The organism is Corynebacterium sp. HMSC076D02 (assembly GCF_001813815.1).
Taxonomy (GTDB): domain Bacteria; phylum Actinomycetota; class Actinomycetes; order Mycobacteriales; family Mycobacteriaceae; genus Corynebacterium; species Corynebacterium simulans.
Map to the genome: position 1 here is coordinate 272,576 of NZ_KV814082.1, position 19,980 is coordinate 292,555.

At 60.3% G+C, this 19,980-nt stretch carries 18 protein-coding genes; 3 read left to right on the top strand and 15 right to left on the bottom strand.

Annotated elements, in window-relative coordinates; translation table 11 throughout:
• Positions 1 to 75: 75 nt before the first annotated feature.
• From HMPREF2935_RS11895 to rimM, 3 genes are read right to left on the bottom strand one after another with little or no spacing between them, the layout of a single operon-like run.
• The gene (locus tag HMPREF2935_RS11895) at positions 76 to 438 is read right to left on the bottom strand and encodes a hypothetical protein (protein ID WP_061923253.1); all 363 of its coding nucleotides are present in this window, start codon (positions 436 to 438) and stop codon (positions 76 to 78) included.
• Positions 428 to 1,294: a tRNA (guanosine(37)-N1)-methyltransferase TrmD gene (trmD, locus tag HMPREF2935_RS11900; RefSeq protein WP_061923254.1), complete on the bottom strand. Its 867-nt coding sequence runs from the start codon at positions 1,292 to 1,294 to the stop codon at positions 428 to 430. The genes HMPREF2935_RS11895 and trmD overlap by 11 nt, the downstream gene beginning before the upstream one ends.
• Positions 1,291 to 1,791: a ribosome maturation factor RimM gene (gene rimM, locus HMPREF2935_RS11905; RefSeq protein ID WP_061923255.1), complete on the bottom strand. Its 501-nt coding sequence runs from the start codon at positions 1,789 to 1,791 to the stop codon at positions 1,291 to 1,293. Before rimM ends, trmD begins: the two co-directional genes overlap by 4 nt.
• Before the next feature lie 131 nt (positions 1,792 to 1,922).
• Between rimM and HMPREF2935_RS11910 the strand changes: the two genes are divergently transcribed.
• Together HMPREF2935_RS11910 and HMPREF2935_RS11915 are read left to right on the top strand one after the other, a co-directional pair.
• Positions 1,923 to 2,348, top strand: coding sequence for a cupin domain-containing protein (locus HMPREF2935_RS11910; protein ID WP_275436958.1), 426 nt, complete (start codon positions 1,923 to 1,925; stop codon positions 2,346 to 2,348).
• 23 nt (positions 2,349 to 2,371) lie between these two features.
• Positions 2,372 to 3,088: a TetR/AcrR family transcriptional regulator gene (locus HMPREF2935_RS11915; RefSeq protein ID WP_070518847.1), complete on the top strand. Its 717-nt coding sequence runs from the start codon at positions 2,372 to 2,374 to the stop codon at positions 3,086 to 3,088.
• 105 nt (positions 3,089 to 3,193) lie between these two features.
• Here HMPREF2935_RS11915 and rpsP read toward each other — a convergent pair whose 3' ends face one another.
• On the bottom strand, positions 3,194 to 3,703 hold the full coding sequence (rpsP, locus tag HMPREF2935_RS11920; RefSeq protein ID WP_062044056.1) for a 30S ribosomal protein S16: 510 nt from the start codon (positions 3,701 to 3,703) through the stop codon (positions 3,194 to 3,196).
• A gap of 457 nt (positions 3,704 to 4,160) precedes the next feature.
• On the opposite strand from rpsP, the gene HMPREF2935_RS11925 reads away from it, so the two are divergent.
• On the top strand, positions 4,161 to 6,437 hold the full coding sequence (locus HMPREF2935_RS11925) for an acyltransferase family protein (protein ID WP_070733354.1): 2,277 nt from the start codon (positions 4,161 to 4,163) through the stop codon (positions 6,435 to 6,437).
• A 70-nt stretch (positions 6,438 to 6,507) separates the two neighbouring features.
• On the opposite strand, the gene HMPREF2935_RS11930 is transcribed toward HMPREF2935_RS11925, so the two are convergent.
• The 11 genes from HMPREF2935_RS11930 to ftsY all read right to left on the bottom strand — a co-directional run bounded on the left by HMPREF2935_RS11930 (position 6,508) and on the right by ftsY (position 19,957).
• On the bottom strand, positions 6,508 to 7,650 hold the full coding sequence (locus HMPREF2935_RS11930) for a TIGR04053 family radical SAM/SPASM domain-containing protein (RefSeq protein WP_061923264.1): 1,143 nt from the start codon (positions 7,648 to 7,650) through the stop codon (positions 6,508 to 6,510).
• Positions 7,651 to 7,732: 82 nt separating this feature from the next.
• Positions 7,733 to 9,370 (bottom strand): signal recognition particle protein, encoded by a 1,638-nt coding sequence (ffh, locus tag HMPREF2935_RS11935; RefSeq protein WP_070733356.1) that lies wholly within the window; start codon positions 9,368 to 9,370, stop codon positions 7,733 to 7,735.
• A 49-nt stretch (positions 9,371 to 9,419) separates the two neighbouring features.
• Positions 9,420 to 11,531 carry a [protein-PII] uridylyltransferase gene (locus HMPREF2935_RS11940; protein ID WP_070733358.1) on the bottom strand — a complete coding sequence of 704 codons (2,112 nt, stop codon included), beginning with the start codon at positions 11,529 to 11,531 and terminating at the stop codon, positions 9,420 to 9,422.
• Positions 11,532 to 11,870: a P-II family nitrogen regulator gene (locus tag HMPREF2935_RS11945; RefSeq protein ID WP_062038390.1), complete on the bottom strand. Its 339-nt coding sequence runs from the start codon at positions 11,868 to 11,870 to the stop codon at positions 11,532 to 11,534.
• 79 nt (positions 11,871 to 11,949) lie between these two features.
• A complete protein-coding gene (locus HMPREF2935_RS11950) occupies positions 11,950 to 12,318 on the bottom strand; it encodes a Na+/H+ antiporter subunit G (protein WP_061923276.1) in 369 nt (122 codons plus the stop codon).
• 2 nt (positions 12,319 to 12,320) lie between these two features.
• Positions 12,321 to 12,611, bottom strand: a complete 291-nt coding sequence (locus tag HMPREF2935_RS11955; RefSeq protein ID WP_061923279.1) for a cation:proton antiporter — start codon at positions 12,609 to 12,611, stop codon at positions 12,321 to 12,323.
• Positions 12,611 to 13,141 (bottom strand): monovalent cation/H+ antiporter subunit E, encoded by a 531-nt coding sequence (locus HMPREF2935_RS11960; protein WP_070518852.1) that lies wholly within the window; start codon positions 13,139 to 13,141, stop codon positions 12,611 to 12,613. The genes HMPREF2935_RS11955 and HMPREF2935_RS11960 overlap by 1 nt, the downstream gene beginning before the upstream one ends.
• Positions 13,142 to 14,683 (bottom strand): monovalent cation/H+ antiporter subunit D family protein, encoded by a 1,542-nt coding sequence (locus HMPREF2935_RS11965; RefSeq protein ID WP_062044051.1) that lies wholly within the window; start codon positions 14,681 to 14,683, stop codon positions 13,142 to 13,144. It lies immediately after the preceding gene.
• On the bottom strand, positions 14,683 to 15,126 hold the full coding sequence (locus HMPREF2935_RS11970; protein WP_061923288.1) for a cation:proton antiporter subunit C: 444 nt from the start codon (positions 15,124 to 15,126) through the stop codon (positions 14,683 to 14,685). The genes HMPREF2935_RS11965 and HMPREF2935_RS11970 overlap by 1 nt, the downstream gene beginning before the upstream one ends.
• Positions 15,126 to 18,104 carry a DUF4040 family protein gene (locus tag HMPREF2935_RS11975; protein WP_070733360.1) on the bottom strand — a complete coding sequence of 993 codons (2,979 nt, stop codon included), beginning with the start codon at positions 18,102 to 18,104 and terminating at the stop codon, positions 15,126 to 15,128. Before HMPREF2935_RS11975 ends, HMPREF2935_RS11970 begins: the two co-directional genes overlap by 1 nt.
• Before the next feature lie 272 nt (positions 18,105 to 18,376).
• Positions 18,377 to 19,957, bottom strand: coding sequence for a signal recognition particle-docking protein FtsY (gene ftsY / locus HMPREF2935_RS11980; protein ID WP_070733363.1), 1,581 nt, complete (start codon positions 19,955 to 19,957; stop codon positions 18,377 to 18,379).
• Positions 19,958 to 19,980 lie beyond the last annotated feature (23 nt).

Sequence of the window (19,980 nt, forward strand, 5' to 3'; positions counted from 1 at the left end):
CACAAGATGATTCTGCAGCAACTAATCAGAGGGCGAGGTTCCCCATTTTCGTCGCCGAAGTTACTACCTAAAGATTTATGGTTGCCACGCGCAGGCGGTGCCCAACCCGAACTCGGTGTGACCGATCTCAGAGGTCCCGTACCACAGCGTGTGCGGCGGCAAACAGTCCACCACCGCCGCGGTGACCTTATGCAAGGGCAGGTCAGAGCTGCCGTTGACGATGACGCGCCACACGCTCTCGCCTACTGGTGCGCTGCCGTGCTTGGACATGTACTCGTTGACCAAGATGTTGTCTGGCTCGCAGGTAAAGGAGATGACCTCCGCGCTGATATTCGCCGGCTCATAGCCACCTTCTGCCAGCTGCTGCGGCATGCGGGTGAGAATGTCATTCCATTCTTTCTCCGTCATCAAAATAGATAGATCGGTACTAACTTCCATTGCGTAGCTGCTCCAAGTACTTGCGGTCGGCTTTATCGAGCTCCACGCCGTCCAATAGCTCGGGGCGGCGTTCAAAGGTGCGGCGCAGGGATTGCTCGCGGCGCCACTTATCCACGAGCGCGTGGTTTCCAGAGGTCAGCACCTCAGGCACGGCCAGCCCACGCCACTCGCGTGGTTTGGTGTAGCTCGGCCCCTCCAGCAAACCATCGGAGAATGAATCTTCCTCATGAGAGCGCTTGTTGCCCAGCACTCCTGGGATGAGGCGCACGATGGCCTCGGCCATGACGAGCACCGCCACTTCCCCGCCGATCAACACGTAGTCACCAATGGAGACCTCGCGTACGCGGTAGCGCTGCGCTGCATCGTCGATGACGCGCTGGTCGATGCCCTCGTAGCGGCCACAGGCAAAGACGATGTGTTCCTCGTTGGACCACTCGCGCGCGTCTGCTTGGCTAAAAGGTTTACCCGCGGGGGTCGGCACGATCAGCAGCGGCAAGGACGGATCCTCGGCAACGCCGTCCTCCCCTACCGACCGCTCGTAGCCGGTGGCCTCCACACCCTCGACGTCGTCGTGGCGCGGTTTGTTCAGGTGCGGGAGCGAGGATTCCAGGTCCGTGGTGCGCGCGGCGCCACTGGCGACATCGTCAAGCGCAGGGCCCCAGACCTCCGGCTTCATCACCATGCCGGGGCCGCCACCGAAGGGCGAATCATCCACCGACTTATGTGTATCGGTGGCCCAGCCGCGCAGATCGTGCACGCCCACCGAAAGCTTGCCTTGTTCGATGGCCTTGCCCAGCAGAGCATGGCGCAGCGGGTCTAGGTATTCAGGGAAAATTGTGACGACGTCTAGCCTCACAGCTCTAGCAATCCTTCCGGTGGCGTAATCGTGCAGGTGCCTTCCTCAAGGTCGACCTCGGGAACGATTTCTTCAACGAAGGGAATCAAGGCTTCCTTGCCAGATTCCAATCGCACCTCTAGCAAGGACTGGGTTGGCCCATGGGTAATTCCGGCGACTTCACCGATGTCGGCCCCCTCGTGGATGACGCGCAGACCCTCGAGCTCGTGGTCGTAGAAACCTTCGTCGTCTGGGTTATCCAGTGGCGGCGCAAAAAATTGGGTGCCGCGCAGGCTATCGGCTGCGGTTCGGTCTTTTACTTCCTCGAAGGTAATGAGCAGGCGGCCCTTGTGCGCGCGCACTGCCTTGACGGTGAGATCGTGTTCCTTCTTTCCCTGGCGGCCATGGAGCACTTCGCCCACCGCGAAGCGGATTTCGGGCTCGTCGGTGGTGGCTTCGACGCTCAGCTCGCCTTTGATTCCGTGCGATTTGATGACACGGCCGATCATTAGTTCCATTTGCTCAACTTTAATCGCTTCCAACTGACGGCACGAACTACAATATTTTATACGGCTTGAGTCTTATTAAATCTGATGTTTTTGGGTAACGTTGAGAATGAAACCACCGCCTTTAGATAAAGGAGAAGCCCATGACAGATAGGCCCGTGGCAGAGCTTCCAATCAATGACGTAACCACCTTCGGCAATGCCAGCCATCACGGCGAGAAAATGCTCAACCTGGACCTCCTGGCGGAGGCGCCGGAGCCGAACGCGCAGCGCCCACGCCCGGCCGTCAAACGCGTGTTAAGCGCCGATGGCGGCAACCTCATCCTATTCACCTTTAACGCGGGCCAAAGTTTGCCGGATCACAAGGCTGCACATCCGATTACCGTACAAACGTTGCGCGGAGAAGTCTTGTTTACGTGTGGAGGCAAAGAAGTCCTCCTCCGGCCAGGCCAGATCATCCACCTTCCGGCCTATGTTCCACACCGGGTTGACGCGGTGGAATCTGACGGCGATTCACCGGCAATTATGCTGCTCACAATGTTGACAGGAGAAACAATAGTAAGCGCTTAAGACGGTGATAGCATAGCCAAATCATGAGTACCTCCAAGCCATATCATCACGGAAATCTGCGCGCGGAGATGTTGCGTGTAGCAGTAGAGCTCGGCCGAAAGCATGGGCCTGACGCGGTGAGCATTCGTGCAGTCACGCGCGCCATTGGTGTGTCCCCCACCTCAGCGTACCGCCACTTCACGGATCAGGAGGAACTGCTACGCGCGGTTGCCGACGCCTCGATTGATGAGCTCCTCAAGCGCCTCGACGCCGCGCTGATCGAGGCCGAGGACTTCGCCGCGCAGGAAGAAAATCCAGGCCCCATTCACGTCGAGCAGCTCATGCACGCCGCAATGGCTTATCTCCGCTTCGCTTTGGACGAAAACGGCTTCTTCCAATGCATCTTGTCTGGACGCGGCTTTAATTACCCGCGGGCATTCAACGACGATCTAGACATGGGCGCTTCCGACGGCCACTCGTCTACGCTGCACCGCTTCTATCACCTACTGGCCAAGCACGCGATAGACACCGATGGCACAGCGGATTACACGCACTTTCCCGTCAACGCGCTTGCTGCTTGGGCCACGGTGCACGGCTTTTCGGTACTCGCCACCAGCGGTCACCTCAGCGCGCTGCCGGAGCAAATGAAGCTCGACATCGCCAAATCCGTCTTCGCCGCCTCCATCCGCGGCACCGATTTTAAGAATCCGGAAAATCCTTATCGCAACTACCCAGGCAGCGTGCGCCCGGAAGCGCAATAGCAAAGGAAGCAAAGGGCGCCTGTTACCGTTCCCCTTTACGGGAGGTAACAGGCGCCCTTTAGAAGATCTGATTAGAAGATCTAGTTACGCAAAAGCGCGGCGAGATTACTCTGCGGACTCCTCAGAAGCCTCAGCGGACTCCTCGGACTCTGCAGCAGCAGCCTCAGCAGCAGCAGCAGCTTCTTCTGCAGCCTTCTCAGCAGCAGCCTTAGCCTCTGCTTCTTCCTTGGCCTTCTTCTTCTTTTCGGTAATAGCCTCGATGGTCGGGCCGTTGTTGGCCTCAGCCAGTGCAGCGTTGAACAGATCCAGCTTGGAAGGCTTCTCCTCAGCAACCTTCAGGGTGCCCTCAGCACCTGGCAGGCCCTTGAACTTCTGCCAGTCACCGGTAACCTTCAGCAGTGCGAGAACCGGCTCGGTCGGCTGTGCGCCGACGCCCAGCCAGTACTGTGCGCGCTCGGAATCGATCTGGATGAGGGAAGGCTCCTGCTTCGGCTGGTAGATGCCGATGTTCTCGATAGCCTTGCCGGAACGGCGGGTGCGTGCATCAGCGATGATGACGCGGTACTCAGCGTTGCGGATCTTACCCATACGCTGCAGCTTGATCTTGACAGCCATGATTGGCTCCTTTTCTAGTCACCGAGCAGTTCAGACGCGTGGATTCAAACCACGCCGGTTCAGCTCTTGGATTTACCCTGCGCGTGACGTGCCGGCCGTCCGTAGGCGGTATACGGCGTTACGCAGAATGTTAAGTTTGCAGTGTTGTCTATCTAGTGTTGTCCATCTATAGAACCAACTACCTATAGACAACCCCGACTATATTAGCGGCAGACGCCCCAAAACGGAAATCCTCCCGCGGAGAACTCTGGTGGCGCTTTTCCTTGGACTTTTATGCAATCTTCGGCGGCACTGCCCGTGGAGTTATGAACAGCGCGGCCCGAGAGAGTAACCTATTTGACGCTAACCTAAACACCTTTCAGGCCAGTTTGCCCTTATTTACTTCCAAACACTTCCCCTAGAGGCAAAACCTTTTAGGGGACAGACGTATGCCTTAATTGGCCTGCTGAGAGAAATTATGACTGAAAATTCACCACGCAGCTTCCGTTACCGCTATGACCTCGATGGTCTGCGCGGCATCGCCATCGCACTCGTGGTCATTTATCACGTCTTCGTCGGCCGAGTCTCGGGCGGCGTGGACGTGTTCCTTTTGCTTTCGGGCTACTTTTTCTTAGGCTCCCAGCTGCGTTACGCGGCCAAGCCTAATGCTTCTTTGAATCCATGGTGGCCAATCTGGCGCACTTTGCGACGCCTCGTTCCCAGCCTCGTGTTGGTCATCGGCGTCACCTATATCTTGGTTCGCATTTTTGCTCCGGAGCTGATGCGCACGGAGCTCGCCCAGCAAATCACGGCCACGATGCTGTATTTCCAGAACTGGGAGCTAGCCCGCCAAAACGCGGACTACACCGCAGCTTCTGCTAGCACCTCCCCTCTGCAGCACATGTGGTCCATGGCTGTACAGGGTCAGTTCTACATCATGGGCATCGCCTTTGCGCTGATTCTGGCAGCCATCATGAAGCTGCGCCCGGCGCCGGACCCGAAGCGCCTCAAGCAGGTGCGCTTCCCCACCGTCAACCAGATTGCTGGCCCTATCCTTATCGTCGTTACCATCGCGTCCTTTGCCTATGCTTCCCGCGATGGCCTCTACGGCACGGCCGCGAACTACTACTCCACGTGGTCGCGCGCATGGGAGCTGACCCTGGGTGCGGTTTTGGCTATTTACGGTACGAAGTGGAATATTTCTAGCCGTTTTTCCAACCTGTTTACCGGCCTCGGCCTGGTGTGCCTAGCGTTTACCGGCGCTATCATCGCTGAAACCACGGCTTACCCAGGCCCGCTCTCCCTGCTGACGTTGGGTGGTGCGGTGCTCGTCATCTTGGGCGGCGGCGGTTCCATCTCCCGCCACATGGCTTCGAAGAAGGCGCGCTGGCTTGGCGACGTCGCCTACCCGCTCTACCTCTGGCACTGGCCGCTTCTGATTTTGTCCACCAAGGCCCTCGAGCTGGAGACCCCTCCATGGTGGCTGGGCATCATTATCATCGCCATCTCCCTGGTGCTGACAGATCTGACCCACCGCTTCTTGGAGAAGCCGCTGCGCCAGGCCCGCAAGCGCCCGACGGCGGACGATATGCCGGTCAATAGCGCAATTGCCTCAATGAAGCAGCGCGCTGGCGCATTCCGAGCAGTAGGCGGCGTCGTCGTGGGCGCCTGCGTTGTCGGTTTGCTTGCCATTCAGCCGCTGTGGATGAACACCATCTACTCCGAGAATGCGGAGAACCTCGACCCGAAGCTCTACCCAGGTGCCACGGCCCTCGCACTAAATAAGCCGGTGCCGAAGGACGTAGAGTACAAGCCGGACCCGACCCTCGTTGGCGGCCTCATGCCGCCAACCGCAGTGGCCTATTGCTTTATTGGGCAGGACATGCCGACGGATTACCTGCCGGATGCCCGCCGCGACGGCACTCCATGTGAGTGGGGCGACCGTGAGTCAAAGACCGAGGTCTACGTCGTCGGTGGCTCCCACGCGGAACAGTGGATGTCCGGCTTGGACCGCCTGGGCCGTGAGATGCACTTCAAGATCATCCCAATGCTGCGTCAGGGTTGCCCGATTGAACTTGGCGAAGACCTGACCGTTACCCCTGAATGTCACGAGTGGGGCGAGATGGTCACCGAGCGCATCCTGGATGCGGATCCGGCGCTGGTCATCTCGAATACCACTCGCCCATCCGGCCCGCTGGGCGAAGGCCCAGACTACGTCCCGGCAGGCTACGCCGAGTTCTGGAAGCAATTGGCAAACGCCAAGATTCCATTTATGGGCCTGCGCGATAACCCGTGGGGCTTTGACGATGCTGGCAAGGGCCGCGAGTTCGACGAGTGCTATGTCGCTACCGAGGACGAGAAGGGCTGCGGCATGACCTTCGACGAGGTCTACGCACCGGTCGATCCAGGCGCGGAAATCCTGTCCCAATACGACAACATGCTGTCGCTGGATACCTCTTCCTGGTTCTGTGACAAAAATGGCAACTGCCCGGTGGTCATCGGCAACACGATGGTCTACCGCGATATGCACCACATCAGCAACGCCTTCGCGGAGTCCGCAATGCCAATGCTGCGCGAGGCCATCGAGCCGTTCCTGGCCGGCAAAAAAGTAAAGCAGGCACCGCCTAAGACGCCTGCTAACATGCCGACCTCAACCGCACCGACCACGCCGTCGGCACCGGCCGATTCCACGGCCACGGCCTCCAATGCCCAGCCGGTCCCCTACCCGTATCTGACCGACAACGACGCAGTCTAAGTCGCGGATTACTTAATTTCCTCACCCTAGAGCAAAGAAAGCGTGGTGCCAGATGGCACCACGCTTTCTGCTATTTGCCCCACGCCGCGGGCACGTATGCGCACGTCGGGTCGGAAGCTAGCGGATCACCCGTCATTGCGAACGCGGTCGAGCGGGAACCGCCGCAGACGGTGGCATATTCGCACACGGAGCACTTGCCCGACCACTGGGCGGGGTCGCGCAACTTTTTAAAGACAGGCGAATTGGCATAGATTTCGGGCAGCGGAATGTCTTTGACGTTGCCGCAGTGCATCGGCAGGAAGCCGTTGGGATAAACATCGCCGAGGTGGTCGATGAACACGAAGCCGGAGCCTGCGTTAATCGCCATGGGCGGGCGCGGGCGGCGGGTATGCGCGGCGTCGGCAGGCCCGAGCACCCGCTCGGTCTCTTCGGTGAGATAGCGGTAGAGCTCTCCCCCGACGTATTCCTTGCCCTGCTGTGCCTCCAGCACGATGCGGCGATACTGCGGGCCTTCAGTGGTCTTGATTGCCACGCGATTCGAAACATCGTGCAGCCAGTGCATAGCGTCCTCGCGCTCGTGCGGAGTCAGCGCCTCGAGACCCGTTCCACGGCCAGTTGGCACCAGGAAAAACACGCTCCACAGCTTTGCTCCCATGTCGATGACACGCTTGAGCAGCTGCGGCGCCTCATAAACGTTGTTCTTGGTGATCGTGGAGTTGATCTGCAGGCGGTAGCCCACGTCCGTGACCACCCCTGCCATTGCGATGGTCTGGTCAAAGATGCCGGAAAAGCCGCGAAAATAATCGTGGGTCTTGGCCGTCGCGCCGTCGAGCGAAAGCGACAACGCCGAGCCACCCGCGGCCCGCAGGCCCTCTAGGCGCTCGCGAGTAAGACGCGGGGTGACCGAAGGCGAAAGGGAGATGTTTAGCCCCAGCGAGGTGCCGTGCTCCGTCAGCTCCTCGAGGTCGCCACGCTCAAAAGGGTCGCCGCCTGTGAGCACCACGATGGGACGCGGCTTCTCATAGCTCGCGATTGAATCCAATAGCGCCTTGCCCTGCTGCGTGCTCAGCTGCCCTGGCGCTGGCTCATGCTGCGCATCGGCACGGCAATGCTGGCACACCAGCTGGCACGCGCGCGTCACCTCCCAGATTGCGATGAAAGGCTTGGCGTTGATGTCGTGGTGAACTTGGCGAACGGCTGGGGTCGGCTTCATAAATACAACTTTAGCCGTAGAAAAACACGCCTCCAAAACGAGAAAAAGAGGCGAGGAATTCCCTCGCCTCTTCTAGGCCCGACTACTTCTTGCCCTGGCCAAAGTCCAGGTTATTCAAGTCGATGTTTTCCATGCCCTTCGGCATCTTAGGCATACCCCCTGGCATACCTGGCATGCCTGGCATTCCGCCGCCGCCCATCTGCTCCTGCAGCTTCTGCAGCTCCTCCATGGAAGGCATGCCGCCTGGCATTCCCGGCATACCGCCTGGCATGCCTGGCATGCCGCCGCCTGGACGGTTCTTCGGGGCCTTGCGCTTGCCGTTCTTGCCCTTGCGCCCCTTCCGCTTCTTCTTGGTGGCAGAGCGCCCCATGCCCGGGCCCATGCCAAACTGGCCGGCCATCTTGGACATCATCTTCTTCGCCTCGTTGAAGCGCTCGATGAGCTGGTTGACCTCGGAGACGGAAACGCCAGAACCGTTTGCAATACGCTTACGGCGCGAGGCGTTAAGGATCTTCGGATTCTCACGCTCTTGCGGGGTCATACCGCGGATGATGGCCTGGATGCGGTCGAGCTGCTTCTCATCGACCATATCCGCCATCTTGTTCATCTGCTTGCCGCCCGGCATCATCTTCAGCAGATTGCCAATCGGGCCCATGCGGCGAATCATCAGCATCTGGTCCAAAAAGTCGTTGAGCGTTAGCTCACCGGTGCCCAGCTTGGCGGCAGCTTCCTCTGCCTTCTGGTGGTCCAGGGTGGCCTCAGCCTGCTCAATCAGCGAGAGAAGGTCACCCATGCCCAGGATGCGCGAAGCCATGCGCTCCGGGTGGAAGACGTCGAAGTCCTCGAGCTTCTCACCGGTGGAGGCAAACATAATCGGCTTGCCGGTGACCTCACGGATGGACAGCGCCGCACCACCGCGGGCATCGCCATCGAGCTTGGTCAGCACGACGCCGGTGAAATCAACGCCGTCACGGAAGGCCTCGGCGGTCTGCACCGCGTCCTGACCGATCATGGAATCGATGACAAAGAGGACCTCGTCCGGGTTCACAGCATCGCGTATGTTGCGTGCCTGCGTCATCAAGGTCTCATCGATGCCGAGGCGGCCCGCGGTATCGATAATCACGATGTCGTGCTGGGTCCGCTTAGCTTCCTCGATGCCGGCCTGGGCGACGGCGACTGGGTCACCGTGGGAGGTACCCATCTCGTGATCGTTGGAGTCGATGGAGGTACCTGGGTCCGGAGCAAAGACCTGCACCTCCGCACGCTCACCAACGATCTGCAGCTGCTGGACCGCGCCCGGACGCTGCAAGTCACAGGCCACCAGCATCGGTGTATGGCCCTGCTTGGCCAGGTGCTTGGACAGCTTACCGGCCAAAGTGGTCTTACCAGCGCCCTGCAGACCAGCCAGCATGATGACCGTGGGCGGGTTCTTTGCCAGCTGCAGGCGGCGGGTCTCTCCACCCAGGATGTCAACGAGTTCCTCATTGACAATCTTGACAACCTGCTGCGCTGGGTTCAGCGCCTCAGAGACCTCTGCACCGGCAGCGCGCTCCTTAATACGTTTGATGAACGCGCGGACTACGGTCAGCGAGACGTCAGCTTCCAGCAGCGCAAGGCGAATCTCGCGCGCGGTGGCATTGATGTCGGCCTCGGTCAGCTTGCCCTTGCCACGCAGGCCCGACAAGGCAGTTTGCAAGCGATCGGACAGTGACTCAAACACGAGTGAGTGCTCCCTAAACAATCTCGAGTAATTTTTTAACTCCCCCAGCTTAGCCGCTGACTAGCGCTTCGGTCACATTCCTGACCAATGTCGCGCGCGCGACATCGCCTAGCGGTTTGGCGTGCAGCACCATCGTTGCGCCCGGAACGTAGCTCGTAATCCATTCGCAATCGGGAAGCTTGGCGATGACATGTCCAAGCACACCCGTACGCTCGCCCGTGCGCACCTCGAAGATGCTTCCCGTCCACATCGCCGTTGTGGGCGCGCCATCAATCTCCGGAAGGATGGTGTACACGCCAGATTTATAGGACTGGATGAAACGCGCCTCATCGGCCGCCGCATCGAAGCTCTCCGCCACGGTACGCACGTCGAATTCGGCAGCAAAGCCCTCGCCTTGCTCATCACTTACCCTGCCCATGCGGGAGGACTCGATGGTCCACCCCAACGCCGCAATAAGCGCCAGCGGGCGGATGACCTCGCGCTGATATTTGCCCCGCCACGAAACCGTCAGGGTGCGTTCCTCATAGTTCGCCTTGAGCGCAATCTCCTTTTCCGCATACACCGCCGGCTTCGTAGGGCTAAGCGCCTCCAGCTGCGCAAAGGCGCGCGAAGACAGCACCCGAATGCCCGCCTCCAGGCGCGGATTCCACACGTTGGGGCCAGTCGATAAAGCGTCCGCGCGTGCCAAGACCAGCAACAGCGAAAGCGTCAGGTGGTCATAATGCACCGCCGCCAGCAACTTATCCCGGGCCGCGTCCGATTCCGGGTCCATGCGGGAGACCAGTTTGGCCAAGGTTGTGTGCTCTGCCACAAGCGTCTGCACACGCGAACGATCCGCAAGGCTCAGCCGCATTTTTGCCGCGGCCTTGGTCACCATTTCCGCGCCTACGGCGGAATGCGGGCGGCCATAGCCCTTGCCGATGTCGTGGTACAGCGCCGCTAGCAACAACAAGTCCGGACGCGCGACCGTGGTACGCACCTCCGCGCAGCGCGCCACGGTCAGCATGGTGTGATAATCCACGGTGTGCGCGTGGCTGCGCTCCCGCGGCAGCATCCCGCGGATGTGCCCCCACTCCGGCACCAGAGTCTCCCACAGTCCCACCTCGTCAAGCTCCTCAATGAGCCGTGGCGTTTCGGTGGGCGAAGACAAGATAGTAAAGAAGGCGTCGGTTATCGCGGTATTCCAACACTCCGGAAGCGCAGGCGCGTTAGCCAGCAGCTTCCACACGCCCGGCTCTATGGGCCGGCTCGTGCGCGCCGACGCCGCCGCCACGCGCAGCCCTAGCCCGGGGTCTTGCAGGTCGGCGTTGCGCGCCAGCGTCACGTAGCCGCCACTATCGACGACGCCCAGGTCCAAAGGCTTGCGCGAACGGTCCCGTTGCCTTTTGCCCACGACGCCGCGGGCCGTGGCAAGCGCGCGCTCCATCGCCCTATCGACTGTCGACGCCGCGCGCACCACCGCGGCCGAAAGCTCGTAACGGTCCGCAAACCCCAGCTCGTCAGCGATCTCCGCGGCGAATTCAGGGTCCAAAAGGTCGCGGTGACGATGGGCATGCATATGCAAAAGGCTGCGGACATCGAGCAGCAGGTCACGCTCGGCATCCAGCCGCGGGGCGTCGGCAAGATTGCCCAGGGCCAGGGCCCTAATGAACTGGATATCGCGCAGGCCGCCCCGCCCGTTTTTAATGTCCGGATTCGCCATCGTTGCCAACGTGCCCGAACGCCGCCAGCGCGCAATTGCGGTGCTGACGAAAGAATCGAAATGCTTTTGCAGCAGCACCCGCCACTGGGATAGAAGCTTGGCGCGGGCTTCGTCGACAAGCGCCTTGCTACCCGCCACAAAAGACAGATCCAGCTGCGCAAAACCCGCCGCCGGATCCGTGCCGGCTATCTCCGCGCACTCGCCCGGGGTACGCAGGGCATAATCCAGGTGATACCCCGCCTGCCAGATGGGATACCAAATGTTGGCCACCGCCTGCTCGTCTAGCACCATCCCCTCTGGATGAATCAACAGCAGATCCAGATCGGAATACTTTGTCATCTCGCGGCGCGCAAAAGACCCCGTCGCTGCGAGGGCGGTGCCCTCTGGCAGCTCCAGGGTCTTAATCAATGCTTCTGCCGCATCGAAAGCTTCTGCGCGCAGCTGCGCGGCTTTGTCCATTTAGACAGCAGCCTCGCCGCGCTCGCCGGTGCGCACGCGGATGACGTCCTCGACTGGGGTTACCCACAGCTTGCCGTCACCGATCTTGCCGGTGTAGGCAGCCTCAACGATAGCGTTGATGGTCTCTTCTACCGCTGCGTCATTAACAACGACCTCCAGCTTGACCTTCGGGACGAAGTCGGTGGCGTACTCGGCACCGCGGTAGACCTCGCTGTGTCCGCGCTGCTGACCAAAGCCCTGCGTCTCAGTCACGGTGAGACCATGAACCTCAAGCTGTTCCAATGCCTCGCGAATATCCGGCAGCGTAAAAGGCTTTACAACAGCAGTGATGAGTTTCATGTCCTACTCCTTGGGCTCCGATTGAAAGTATGTGCCTAATGTGATCATATTAGCGTCAACGGCGCCGCCGCGGCGCTAATTAAATCTCGTCTTCACTGGCTTCTACCATGTCGGTCTGCTTCCGCATGCGGCGCGCATACTTCACGTCCGTGACGGTGACGCCGTAGATGGAGCGGCCCATGTAGAAAGAGCCAACGGAGCCAATGATCCACACGCCGAAGCATGCGATGAGAACGCGCACCAGCGACCACAGATCAAAGCCGTTTTCAGCAAAGTCCACCACGAGCTTTCCCACGAGCAACAGCGGCACCGCAAGGCCGACGGTCGGGCCCAAGAGGTTTACTCGGGTCAACGCGTCGGGGGCGCGCCACAGCGCGATTGCGGTAGCAACCACCAACAAGGTGGCCACGATGAGGAGAATGGATGCGATGATTTCGTACCACGCCATGGCTATCGACGTCCCTTCGAAATGATGCGCGCCATCGACAACGTAGGCAGCACGCCGGCTGCAATCGCTGCCAGCATGGCGATGTCATAGAGAATCGAGGCGTGATTAACAAAGGTCCAAGCGATGTACATGCACAGCATACCGTAGAAGGCCATGTCTGACATGACGGTACGTGTCAGCTCGTCGCGGGAGCGCAGCGCCAAGACCAAGGCCGAAGCCAGGGCACCGCCCATCACGAATATGCAGACGAAGATGACCCATTCGAAAGCGCTAAACTGCGCGAAATCTACCATTATTCGCCCTTCCTTTCCGGATGCAGCGGCCAGACGGAATACTTCTCCGTCTCATCCGCTGGCAACGGGGTGTCTTCTTCTTGCGCGATATCCGGCGCACGCATGTGGCGGCCGAGGGTCTCGAGTGGGTACTCGTAGAAGGCCGGATCCAGGTCCTTGGTATCGCTCTGGCCTGGCACGCCATAGTCGATGTCCTTCACGTGCGGTGCCAAGTGCTCCTCCATGTCCGCGAGCGACTCCATGATTTCTACCGGGTCATCGCCCATGACCGCCTGGACGAGCACGATACGCGGCAACCCCTCTGCCACCGGCTCGCGCAGGCCCAGCGACAAAGTGCCAGGGGTTGCGGTGATAGACGAGGTAAACCAGAAGATCTCCCACGCATCGGTCACGCGCAACGGGTAGCGCACGATGACTGGGTGGTAAGAATTATGCGGCTTGAAAGACTCCATGGCCAGGCCGAAACCGGCAACGAAGATCTCCTTAATCAGCCATAGGCCATAGACACAGGAGTGGAAGAAAAGTTTCATTTAGCGACCTCCCTGGATGGAGTCGATGTCTGGCAAGGCAACGGGGGCGTCGCCAAGCACGGCTTCGGTATAAGCCTGAGTATCCAGCAGATCCTGTGCCGCGTGCAGGGTGATATCCATGAACGGGCCTGCCAGGACGAACATGGTCAGCGAGCCCATGATCAGCGCCGCGGAAGGAGCCATCAGCTTCTTGCGGATGATCAGTTCCTTCGGCACCTTCTGCTTTGGCAGATCCTTGCCCCAGAAAACCTCGCGCCACACGCGCAGCATGGACAAGAAGGCGGCAAAGGAAGCGATGATGATGACCGCGATGACAATCCATGCCCATACCCCACCGGTGCGGGCGATCTCGATGACGATCAAGACCTTGCCCCACATGCCAGAAAATGGCGGGAAGCCCACCACAGAAAAGGCACCGGCGGCGAAGATCCAGGCGATGAGCGGATCGCGGCGTGCCAGGCCCGAAAGCTTAGATAGCAAGCCAGTGCCGTAGGTCTCTTCGATGGCACCAGAGGCCAGGATGAGCGAGCCCACCGTGAGCATGTGGTGGATGGTGTACAAGATGCCGGCGGCGAGAGCTCGCTGCGGATCGTGGGTGGTAAAGGCCATCATCACCAAGATGAAAGGCATGCCGTTGAGCATCTGATAGCCCAACACGCGGCGGATGGAGTTTTCGGCCAAGCCACCAAATGCGCCGATCAGCATCGAGATGATCATGACCACGATGATGAGCGTGCCCCAGCGCTGGTCCATGCCAAAAAGGTGGACCCACAGGCGGTAGAGCATGTAGACCGCAACCTTGGTGTGCAGGCCGGAGAATAAGCCCATCACGGCAGCCGAGGTGCCTGGGTAGGTGCGCGGCAGCCAGGACTGCACGGGGAAGACGCCGGCCTTCGCCGCGATGGCGATGATTACGATTCCCGAGGCCACGGTCACTGGGCCGTGGCCCGCCGCAGCGCCCTCTAGTGCGGCGAGGTTGACCGCGCCGGTAACAGAGTAGATATAGCCCACGCCGACGACTAGCAGCGTCGAGGCAAAGAGGTTAACCAGAACGAAGGCACGGCCGGCCGCGAGGCGCGACCAGGTACCGGACATCGTGATGAGGCCATAAGAAGGCAGCAGCATGACCTCGATGAACACGAAGAAGTTGAAGAGGTCTGCGGTAAGCAGCGCGCCGCAGACACCGGTGATGAGAATCAGCGTCAACGATGGGTAGTAGCGCGACTTCGTCTCGCCGCCCACGATGGCAAACCAGTTGGCGCCGAATGCGACGATCATCGTCGTGACAATCATCAACGCGGAGAAGGTATCTGCCGCGAAGGCAATACCCGCGTTACCTGGGTAGCCGCCCACGGTGTGGGCCACCACGCCGTTGTTCAAGGTATAGAGCAAGAGTGCGAAACCAGCAAAGATTCCGATGCCCGGGATAATCAGCATGATGGAATCACGCACGCCGCGCCACGGGGCCATTAGGGCCAAGGCCGCGGCCACGAGGGGAACCGCTGGGAATAGCGGCAACAGTGCACTGACGAGTTCAGCCATTACTTCTCCCCTCCCTCACTGTGGTCCAACTGCTTCACACGATCCATCTTGTTGGCAGAACGCTGCAAAATCTCTCGATTCTTAGAATCACGACCCAGCGTGGAGAACGCGTGGTCAATGGTGTTGTCATCAACCGGCTCCACGATGTCCGTGTCATCATTGGCGCCCATAGCCGCCATGGTTAGCAAGATCGTGGAAGTCGCCATGGAAATGACCACGGCGGTCAGCACGAAGGCCTGCGGAAGCGGATCCGCCATCTGGTCGTGTGCGACCTGCGAGGGGAAAGATTCCCCACGGTAGGAGTACACGCCCGTAGCGAGCAGCGTCAGGTTTGCGCCGTGGCCGAAGGCCATCATGCCCAGCACGATGTGGACCAAGCCACGCTGCTGGATGAGATAGACCGCAGAACCGATAAGCAGTGCGATGGTTAGTGCAAGAATCATTATTTCTCCCCGCCTTTCTGGCGTGCCACGCGCGGCGAGTCCTTCTTAGTTCGAGCCTCAGACTTGTTGAGCAAAGCCAGCGGATTGCTCGAGGGGTTGATGGGCTCGGGGTAAGGATCATCGACGTCGTCAAGCACAACGCGCGGGGTCGTCGGCAACGCGGAATCGTCGTCGTGGACCCATGGCAAGAAGTCGCGCTCCGTGCCCGGGCGCAGATAACCGCCGAGGGCGTTGATGGCCATGGTCAGCATGCCCAGAACCGCGAGATAAATACCGAGGTCGAAAATCAGCGACGTGGTCCAGTGCTGGCCCAAGGCGTGGCCGTGGATGGCGGTCAGGAAGCCGCCCGGCTCGCCGTGGTGCGGGATGTAACCGATAAAGCCTGCAGTCAGCGCCACGATGATGCCGATGCCCGTGAGGTGAATCGGGGTCATACGGCCGAAGACAATCTCATCAGAGCCGCGGGACAGGTAGGTCAGGCCGATGGCTGCGCCCATAATCAGCGCGGCCGGGAAGCCGCCGCCCGAGGCCTGGTGACCGCGGTAGAAGACCACGACGGAGGTGACAACCAAAATCGGAATAACGATGGCAATGCCCTTACGCAGCGGAACCGAATTTAGCTGCGACTGGCCGAACGGAGCCGGGCGCGTGCCGGAGGTAAATGGGAAGCGCGGCAGCGTGGAGGTAACAGAAGCAATCACCACGGCGGCCATGCCCAGAACTGAAAGCTCGCCCAGGGTATCGAGTGCACGGAACTCCACGATGATGGTGGCCACGACGTTGTCGCCGCCGGTGATATCCGGAGCGTTGTCCAGGTACCACAGAGAAAGATCGGAACGCTCATGGCGGCCCATCAGGCCCCAGACACCGAGGAAGGCGGCCACGCCGGCGAGGACAGCTACCACGATGGAGCCGGTCTTACGCGATTTCTCTTGCACTGGGTGGAACTTCTCCGGCAGGTAGCGCAGCACCATCATCATCACGATGACAGACAGTGCCTCGACGGTGAACTGGGTCAGCGCGACGTCGGGTGCGCCGAGCAGGAACATCTGCAGGGTCACGCCCGTGCCGGCGATGCCGATCATCACCGCGCCCGTCAGGCGGTTGCGGGTGCGCACCAGGCCAAACATGGACAGCACGACGATGGAAAGCGGCAAAAGATCCCATGGGTTATCCAGGCCTTCGACGCGTGGTGCAAGAGCGACGCCGTCGACGCCTTCGCTGATAAGGCCTGCCGCAGCCAGAATGATGAGCAGCAAGACGATGGGCAGCATCAGGCGTGAAGGATTATGGGTATCGGACATGCGGCCGACAAAGCGGCCGATCGCGGCCGCGCCATTTTGGACAGAACGCAGAATCTGGTTGCCGGTGCGCGGAACCAGCTTGGTGTCCTCGAATGCGGACCACAGCTGCTTGCGAATGAAGATACCGGCGATGCCCGCGATGAGAACCGCAACGGAGATGACCAGTGGAACGTTCACCCCGTGCCACAGGGAAAGGTGGGCGTGAGATTCCATTCCCACGGAACCTGCCATCAAGTCCAAAGGCTTGTCGAACTTGCCCAACACGAAGACCAGCGGCAAAGACATAAAGCCCGGAAGTGCTGCCGGCAGCCAGAGGCGAACAGGCGCCTCGTGGACCTTGGACATGTTGCGCGGGCCGTCGAAGAAGGCGCCGAAGACGATCTTGGCGGAGTAGGTGAAGGTAAAGAAGGCGCCGATTGCGGCAACCATCAGCAGCACCAGCTGCCCTGCCCCACCGATGGGCGCGTCTTCGAAGGCAGTGAGCATGCCTTCCTTGGAGACGAAGCCCAAAAGCGGTGGAACCGCGGCCATCGATGCCGCGCCGATAACCATGGAGCCGAAGGTCCATGGCATCTTGTTCCACAGTACGCCGAGGCGGCGGATATCGCGGGAGCCGGCCTCGTGATCAATCACGCCGATGAGCATGAAGATAGAAGACTTAAACAGTGCATGCGCCAGCGTGTGTACCAGGGCGGCGGTGATAGCAAAAGGCGTGCCGACGCCGATGGTGGCCACGATCCAGCCCAGGTGCGAGACGGTGGAATAAGCGGTCAGCTTCTTCAGGTCAGTCTTTTGCACCGCAAAGACCGCGGACATAACGGCGGTGCCCATACCGACGACGATAAGCAGCCAGTTCCACACGGCCACGTCGTGGAAGATGGTGGAGAAACGAATCAGCAGGTACACGCCTGCCTTGACCACCGCGGCTGCGTGCAGGAAGGCAGAGACCGGCGTTGCTGCGGCCATGGCCTCTGGCAGCCAGAAGTGGAACGGAAACTGCGCGGCCTTGGTAAAAGCAGAGAAAGCAATAAGAACTGCCACGGCGGCAGTAAGCCCTGGGCGCTCGTGCCAGACACCGGAGGCCAGAATCTTTTCCAGGTTGGTAGTACCCGCGGCCGTCGCCGCGATGGCCACGCCTGCCAACAGGGTAAGGCCACCGATAAAGGTCAAAATCAGCGTGCGCTGCGAGCCCTTCTCGCCCGCCTTGCCCGAACGCGCGATAAGCATAAACGAGGCCAGGGAAACCAGCTCCCAGGCAAAAAAGAGCAGGATAACGTCGTTAGCCAGCGCCAGCAGCAGGATCGACATGGTAAATGCCGTCATCAGCAGGTAGAAGCTGGTGTTTCCTTTGCCCTTGGGCAGGTAGGCGGCCGAGTAGGTAAAGACTACGGCGCCGATGACCAAAGCCAGCATGGCGAAGAATACGCCCAAGGCATCGCCACGCAGAGCGAAGTGGACGTCGATGCCGGTGCCGACGACGTCGCCGACCCACGTGCGCGAGAAAGACAGCTCTTCGCCCGCCGATAGAGTTCCAAATTCTTTGGCAAGAAGACCTGCCGCCACAATAAAAATGCCGGCTAGGGGGTAGCCGGCGGCGCGATCAGCAACCTTGACGGTTACTGGGGCAAGAACCACTGCCAAAGCTGCGAGGAGGACAACATAAATAAGTGTCACGAAAAATTAGCCTCACAAACCATTGTGTAGAGATTTATTACTTAGAGCGCGCATAAAATACGACGTTCCCACACTACCATTGTGGCCCACGTCAAAGCACATTTTTTCGGTACTCAAGGCGACAACTCGCGCGGCGATTTTGCAAGAAAAACAACCTCCAAGCAGCGCTTTCCAGCGTCGTTCTAGCGGCGGCTCCGGAAAGCACCACCCCATACATAAAAAAGCCGCCGCGGAAAGAAATCCACGGCGGCAAACGCGAGGCTAAAAGGAGGCTACTTCTCCCCGAGCAGGGCGTCGACGAAGCCCTCGACCTCGAATGGCGCGAGGTCATCGGCACCCTCGCCCAGGCCAACAAGCTTGACTGGGACGCCTAGCTCCTCCTGAACCTGGAAGACAATGCCGCCCTTGGCGGTACCATCGAGCTTGGTCAGCACCACGCCCGTGATGTCGACGACCTCACGGAAAATGCGGGCCTGTGTGAGGCCGTTCTGGCCAACGGTGGCGTCGAGAACCAGCAGAACCTCGTCCACCTCAGTCTTCTTTTCCACCACGCGCTTGACCTTGCCCAACTGATCCATCAGGTCAACAGAAGTGTGCAGGCGGCCGGCGGTGTCGACGAGGACGACGTCTACGCCTTGGTCAACGCCCGCTGCAACGGCATCGAAAGCAACGGAAGCCGGGTCAGCCCCCTCCTTGCCGCGGACCGTGCTGGCGCCGACGCGGCGACCCCAGGTTTCGAGCTGATCCGCTGCGGCTGCACGGAAGGTATCCGCGGCGCCCAACAACACCTTGTGACCCATCGCGACGAGCACGCGCGCAAGCTTGCCCGTGGTGGTGGTCTTGCCGGTGCCGTTGACGCCGACGACCATGATGACAGCAGGCTTGCCCTCGTTCGGCATGGCCTTGATGGAACGGTCCATCTCCGGGTGGCCGGCCTCTATGAGGCACTCGCGCAGCATCGCGCGGGCCTCTTCCTCACTGGCGACGCCGCGCTCTGCGAACTTATCGCGCAGCGCCTCCGTGACCTTCATAGTGGACTTGGTGCCCAGGTCCGCCATGATGAGGGTGTCTTCGATTTCCTCCCACGCTTCCTCGTCGAGGTCACCCGCGGACAAGATGCCCATCAGGCCCTGTCCAATAGCATTCTGCGAGCGCGACAGGCGGCCGCGCAGGCGCCCCAAACGGCCACCCGCCGGCGCAATATCAGGTTCCGTCGCCTCCGGCGCCTCGACAACCTCAGCGTCCTCAGAGACTTCAAGCTCCTCCGGCTCGGCCTCTAGCGCTGCCTCAGCGCCCTGCGTCTGCGCTTCGGCTGCCGCCGCGGCTTCCTCAGCCTCCGCAGCTTCCTCAGCTTCGGCATCAGAAGTTTCTGCTGGAGATTCCGGGGCTTCATCTGCCGAGACTTCGTCTGTACTTTCGGCAGCCACCGTCGGCTCTTCCGCGACCGCTTCCTCCTGCGGCGCCTCAGCAACCGGTTCTTCTTCTACCGGCTCCTCGACGGCCGGCTGTTCAACCGGGTTTTTATCTGCTACCGGCTTGGCCTTTTCAGGTTCAGTCTTGGCAGGCTCAGACTCCGCCGGCTTGGAGGCAGCCGCAGCTGCAGCTCCTGCGGCAGCGGTACCGGCAGCGGCCGCGCCGGTTGCAACACCAGCGGGGGCAAAGTTGAACCCGGACTTGGCCTGGTAGTTGCCAGACTTTTGCTCCTGGGTCAGCTCCTTGGGAGCTTCCTCGGCCGGCTTTTCGAACGATACTTTCTTGGCATCGCCGCGCTTTTTACCTACTGCTACCAGCACAATCGCCAGCAGCACGATGACGGCTACGGCAATAAGAATCCACATCAACGTCGTATTCATGCCCTCTATAGTGCCAGGCTTGG